General features: G+C 50.1%; 5 protein-coding genes. 4 read left to right on the top strand and 1 reads right to left on the bottom strand.

Translation table 11 applies throughout. The features are described from left to right. Nucleotides 1–114 precede the first annotated feature (114 nt). A complete protein-coding gene (locus QVO97_RS00260; RefSeq protein WP_022358451.1) occupies nucleotides 115–1,215 on the top strand; it encodes a zinc ribbon domain-containing protein in 1,101 nt (366 codons plus the stop codon). 2 nt (nucleotides 1,216–1,217) lie between these two features. Here the strand turns inward: QVO97_RS00260 and QVO97_RS00255 are convergent, their stop codons facing one another. Next, on the bottom strand, nucleotides 1,218–2,093 hold the full coding sequence (locus QVO97_RS00255) for a polysaccharide deacetylase family protein (RefSeq protein ID WP_288188451.1): 876 nt from the start codon (nucleotides 2,091–2,093) through the stop codon (nucleotides 1,218–1,220). Between the two features lie 314 nt (nucleotides 2,094–2,407). Between QVO97_RS00255 and QVO97_RS00250 the strand changes: the two genes are divergently transcribed. From QVO97_RS00250 to QVO97_RS00240, 3 genes are all read left to right on the top strand, one after another. Beyond that, a complete protein-coding gene (locus QVO97_RS00250) occupies nucleotides 2,408–3,694 on the top strand; it encodes an aminotransferase class I/II-fold pyridoxal phosphate-dependent enzyme (RefSeq protein WP_022358449.1) in 1,287 nt (428 codons plus the stop codon). Between the two features lie 81 nt (nucleotides 3,695–3,775). Next, nucleotides 3,776–4,213: a GtrA family protein gene (locus QVO97_RS00245; protein ID WP_118468332.1), complete on the top strand. Its 438-nt coding sequence runs from the start codon at nucleotides 3,776–3,778 to the stop codon at nucleotides 4,211–4,213. Between the two features lie 105 nt (nucleotides 4,214–4,318). Further along, on the top strand, nucleotides 4,319–5,371 hold a 1,053-nt coding region (locus tag QVO97_RS00240), incomplete at its 3' end, for a YfhO family protein (protein ID WP_288188449.1).

The following is a 5,371-nucleotide window of genomic DNA, read 5'->3' as shown; positions in this document are numbered from 1 at the left end:
AGTGCCTACCCGTGAACAGTTACAAAAAATGTACATTGTTTAAATGCGTTTCAAATGCCAGAAATGAGTGCGGAAATGGATGGAAAGAATCGTTTGGAGGAAGGAGAACATAGAATGAAGTGTCCAAAATGCGGACAGGAAGCAGTTGGAAATTTTTGCAGTAACTGCGGAACTCCGCTTGTAAATGATACAGTACGCCGAGAACAGGAAAAGGTGGGAAGAAAGCCGGAAAATAGCTATGACGACGGTAATTCAGAACAGCGGAATCCAGCTCGGATGGAATCGGATGAGAAAAAGGCGGAATCCGGCTCTGGATCGAAACGAAACAGTCAGGAAAAGCGGAGCAGCCAGAGTCAGGACGCACGGAAGCGTGAGGAAGAGCGCCGCGACAATGAACGCTGCCAATCCCAGGCACAGGAGGATGCCCGCCGTGACCGTGAAGCGGCATCGCGCAGACGACAGGACGCGAGACGTTCTTCTTCCAGCGCGAAAGAGGATAAGCGGGATGCAAAACAGCAGAAGCAGATGGAAAAACGCCTTCATGCTCTGGAGTCGGAGCGGGAGCGCTCAGAACGTCAGAAAAACCGGATGGAGCGCAGCCACCAGCGGGAACTGGAACGCCAGTCCCGGGAGGCAGAGCGCACCAGCCGGGCGGCGGAGCGCAGTGAGGCGCATACGCAGAGTGACTCAAATGACGGTCCGTCCGTGTTGGATGTGACGGCAGCCGGAGTGACCGGCGTGGTTGTGCTGATGGCGCGCGTGATGCAGGCAGCCAGCTTTCTTCTGATGGCGGGAATCACCTGGGCGAATGCGAAGGCATTTCGGTATGGCGGCGACGATCTGGGCTATATCGGAACTATGATTACCGAGGAAAATTATGGTCTGGGGCTCTATGTAGGGATTGGCGTATTTCTGGTACTGATGGGCGCGATCTGGTGCCTGTGGATTCTGTCAGGCAAGCACGCGGGTGGTAAAGTACGGCTGCAAAAATACGATACGGGGCGCGGATTTATCCCGTTTATAATCATCCTTGTTCTGGTATTAGTAGCCGGTCCGGCAGCGTACCTGATGCCGAAGAATGCGGGCAGCTTACAGCCGATTGTGGACGGCGGCTATGCGGCGCTGGAGGCGATCAATGCGAACCACGGATTTCTGCTGTTCTGCAGCATCGGAGGCGCGATCCTTTCGTTTATCCGGAAAATGCTGCTGGTATAATTTTATAATTCATCTAATTGCCCGAACTGATACCCCATTTCCTCCCATTTTGCCAGAAGTTCATCGAGAATCTGAGCGTTGGTCTGCGAAGTGCTGTGCAGAAGGACGATCGCGCCGGGGTGGATGCGCGTCAGAAGCTTGGAAAATGCTTCTTCTTTGGATGGCTGCTGATCCTGCATCCAGTCCACATAGGCGAGACTCCAGAAAAAGGTCTTGTAGCCGAGCTCCTTTGCCATCTGCAGGTTCGATTCACTGTATTTGCCCTGCGGCGGACGGTAATATTTTTTCATTGTCTGCCCGGTGACGGACTGGTAGAGTGTTTCCAGGGCAGTCAGCTCCTTTTCAAATGCTGCTTTGTCGGAAATGCGGGACATATCGGGATGGTGATACGTGTGGTTGGCGACGGTGTGACCTTCTGCGATCATCTGTTTTACCAGTTCAGGACTGGTTTCGAGATAGTTGCCGACGACGAAAAAGGTTGCCGGGACATGGTGTTTTTTCAGTGCTTCCAGAATAGCAGGTGTGCAGCCGTTTTCATATCCGGCGTCGAAGGTCAGATAGATGACGGGTTTGGAGGTATCGCCTACATAGAAAGCATCAAAATTTTTTAAAGTGTCGGCGGAGGCATTGCCGACCGGTGTCTGCCCTGGACTGGGAAATCCAAGTCCCCAGTTTCCATCTGCGGAAACCGGAATCGAACCGGAATCAAAGGCAGGCGGGAGCGAGCCACAGGCGATAACAGGCGCTGAAACCGTGTGCCCGGATGGACGGCGCAGGAAATGCGCGGCAGTCTGCCCGGCGAAGAAAGAGATGGCAAACAGGGCGGGAACCAGCAGCGGGGAAATGATGTGCCGGAAACGTGATGGAACAAAATGCATGGGAAAATGAATGAACATGATGTGACCTGAAAGATATATTTTCATAAGTATATGAAAGAAGGGGGAACATCATGTTTTTATTATAATTTGGTGTCCGTGAAATGCACCGAATCGGAAAAACCAAGCGGTACCATATAACAAATTTTATGTGCTGACATAACAAATTAATGCTTGTCATGCCCTTTGTACCTATGTTATTATTATAACGATGCTTAGATGAGATGATCCGAACCCTTGAACAAGAGGAGCTGGATGACAAGCAGATTATGAAATTATGATGAAATAAATAAGAGAAACAAGGAGGATGTTGAAGGATGAAGCCTTATAGCGAGATGACGAAAGAAGAACTTCTGGAGCTTAAGCGTGATCTGAGCGATCAGTACCGGGAGTTTCAGGGCAAGAATCTGACGCTGGATATGTCACGCGGTAAGCCAAGTGCAGAGCAGCTTGATTTATCGATGGGAATGATGGACGTACTGAGCAGCGACAGTGATCTGACCTGCGAAGATGGGACAGACTGCCGCAATTACGGCGGCCTGGACGGTATCAGCGAGGCGAAGGAGCTGTTAGCGGATATGATCGAGGTTCCGGCTGACAATATCATTATCTATGGAAACTCCAGCCTGAACGTAATGTACGACACCATCTCCCGTTCTATGACTCATGGCGTTATGGGAAATACCCCGTGGTGCAAGCTTGACAAGGTTAAATTCCTGTGCCCGGTACCGGGATATGACAGACATTTCTCCATTACTGAATATTTTGGTATCGAGATGATCAACATTCCGATGACCGCAGATGGTCCGGATATGGATCTGGTGGAGAAGTATGTGACCACCGACCCGACCGTAAAGGGAATCTGGTGTGTTCCAAAATACTCCAACCCGACCGGTAATTCCTATTCCGATCAGACTGTCCGCCGTCTGGCACGCATGCATCCGGCAGCTCCGGATTTCCGTATTTACTGGGATAATGCTTATGGCATCCACCATTTATACGATGATGAGCAGGATCATGTGCTGGAGATTCTGGCAGAATGTAAGAAAGCCGGCAACCCGGATATGGTTTACAAATTCTCTTCAACCTCCAAGATTACGTTCCCGGGTTCCGGCATTGCGGCAATCGCAACCTCCCACAATAACCTGGATGATATCAAGAAACAGTTAAAGATTCAGACTATCGGTCATGATAAAGTGAATCAGCTCCGCCACGTGCGTTTCTTCAAGGATATCCACGGCATGGTAGAGCACATGAGAAAGCATGCCAACATCCTGCGCCCGAAATTCGAGGCAGTTGAGAACATTCTCGACCGTGAGCTGGGCGGACTGGAGATCGGTACCTGGACAAAACCGCACGGCGGCTACTTCATTTCCTTTGATTCACTGAACGGCTGTGCGAAGGAGATCGTTGCGAAGTGCAAGAAAGCAGGCGTTGTCATGACCGGAGCCGGTGCAACTTATCCATATGGCAAGGATCCGGAGGATCGCAACATCCGTATTGCTCCATCTTATCCGCCGCTGCAGGATCTGATCACTGCAACCGAGCTGTTTGCACTCTGCGTCAAGCTGGTCAGTGTCAACAAGCTGTTAGAGGAAATGTAATATTAAACCAAGAAGTACAGGAATTGTATGGGTATGTCGAAGGACCGCTGCCCATACAATTCTTTTTTCGGAGAAAAAGTGATGATAAAGGAAAAGTTATCCCTGATCTGGGGAAAGTTTGTAAACAGGGAGACGATATCGTATCTGATATTCGGCGTTCTGACGACGCTGGTGGACTGGATTTCCTATGCGGTTTTCCGCCACAACGGCATGAACTACCGTATGGCGACGATCTGCTGTCAGGCGGCGGCGATCCTGTTTGCATATGTGACAAACAAGATCTGGGTATTCCGAAGCTACAATTTCCACCCTGTATATCTTCTTAAGGAAATGGCTTCGTTTTTCTCCTGCCGTATTCTCACATCGGTGTTCACGTATGTGGCGATGATCGTGATGGTAGATGGCATGGGAATCAAACAGGATATGATCTGTAAGATTGTGGTATCAGCGATCTCGCTGGTGCTGAATTATATTTGCAGTAAATTATTTATTTTCAAAAAGAAAGAATCCTCGAAATAGGGCTGTGTGGGGAAATGACAGCGGAAATGGATGCTGAAGACAGACCGGAAAAGCCGGAAAGAGTAGAGAAAACGCCGCCTGAATTGGATTCTGGATGGAGGGAAGATGGAGCAAAGAGAACGAGACGAAAGTTCCAGTAAACTGGAAGAAGCACTCAGGGAGCTTACGGGAGCGGAAACAACGGGGAAAATAGAGGAGTATGAGAACGAGCGGGAAGGTGCGGACGTGGATTCGGAGACTGCCTGTACAGATATGAGACGTGCTGAACGAATGCCGGCCTGGAGACAGGAAGAAGATGCCAGAAAATCTAAACTTTCAGAGTCCAGAGCAGATGTCGTTAATGAGTTGAATGATGATGACTGGGAGCAGGAAGAATTAGATGAATTAGATAAGTGGGATGAATCAGAGAAATCACCCCGCGGAATGGGCCGTCTGGCTGCGGTTTTCCGTCCGTCGGATGATCTCCTGGCGGCATTTTTCCTGCCGGTGGTGATTTTGATCCTGATTTTTGCATACCGCGGTATTTTTCCCTTTGGGCAGGAAAGCTTCCTGCGGACGGATATGTACCACCAGTATGCGCCGTTTTTCTCGGAATTCCGGCATAAGCTTTTAAGTGGCGAGAGCCTGCTTTACAGCTGGGATGTCGGCATGGGCGTAAACTTTGCCGCGCTCTATGCGTACTATCTGGCGAGCCCGTTCAACTGGCTGCTGCTGTTATGCCCGTCGTCCCTGATTATCGAATTTATGACCTACATGATCGTGTTCAAGAGCGGTCTGGCGGGGCTTTCGATGGCGTGGTATCTGAAAAAGCACACGGGTTCACAGAAGTTTGGAGCGTGCTATTTCGGCGTATTCTATGCGCTGTCCGGCTATATGGCGGCGTATAGCTGGAATATCATGTGGCTGGACTGCATCGTGCTGCTGCCGCTGATCCTGCACGGCCTGGAGCGGCTGGTGCGCGAAAAAAAAGGGCTTTTTTACTGCCTGATGCTGGGACTTTCAATCCTGTCCAACTACTATATATCAATTATGATATGCCTCTTCATGGTGATTTACTATGTGGCGCTCCTGTTTCTGGAGAAACGGCCGGGATGGAAAGATTGTCTGCACAGCTTTTTCCTGTTTGGTGTGTATTCGCTTCTGGCGGGTGCGCTGGCG

The organism is Clostridium sp. CAG:43 (assembly GCF_000434655.1).
In the GTDB taxonomy this organism is placed as follows: domain Bacteria; phylum Bacillota; class Clostridia; order Lachnospirales; family Lachnospiraceae; genus Otoolea; species Otoolea fessa.
The sequence above is the reverse complement of the archived record's forward strand: the minus strand, read 5'-3'. Positions and strand labels throughout refer to the sequence as shown.

Bases quoted from the DNA above. Each gene is read 5' to 3' on its own strand.
- QVO97_RS00245 (WP_118468332.1), top strand. From the start codon at position 3,776: ATGATAAAGGAAAAGTTATCCCTGATCTGGGGAAAGTTTGTAAACAGG.
- QVO97_RS00255 (WP_288188451.1), bottom strand. From the start codon at position 2,093: ATGCATTTTGTTCCATCACGTTTCCGGCACATCATTTCCCCGCTGCTG.
- QVO97_RS00250 (WP_022358449.1), top strand. From the start codon at position 2,408: ATGAAGCCTTATAGCGAGATGACGAAAGAAGAACTTCTGGAGCTTAAG.
- QVO97_RS00260 (WP_022358451.1), top strand. From the start codon at position 115: ATGAAGTGTCCAAAATGCGGACAGGAAGCAGTTGGAAATTTTTGCAGT.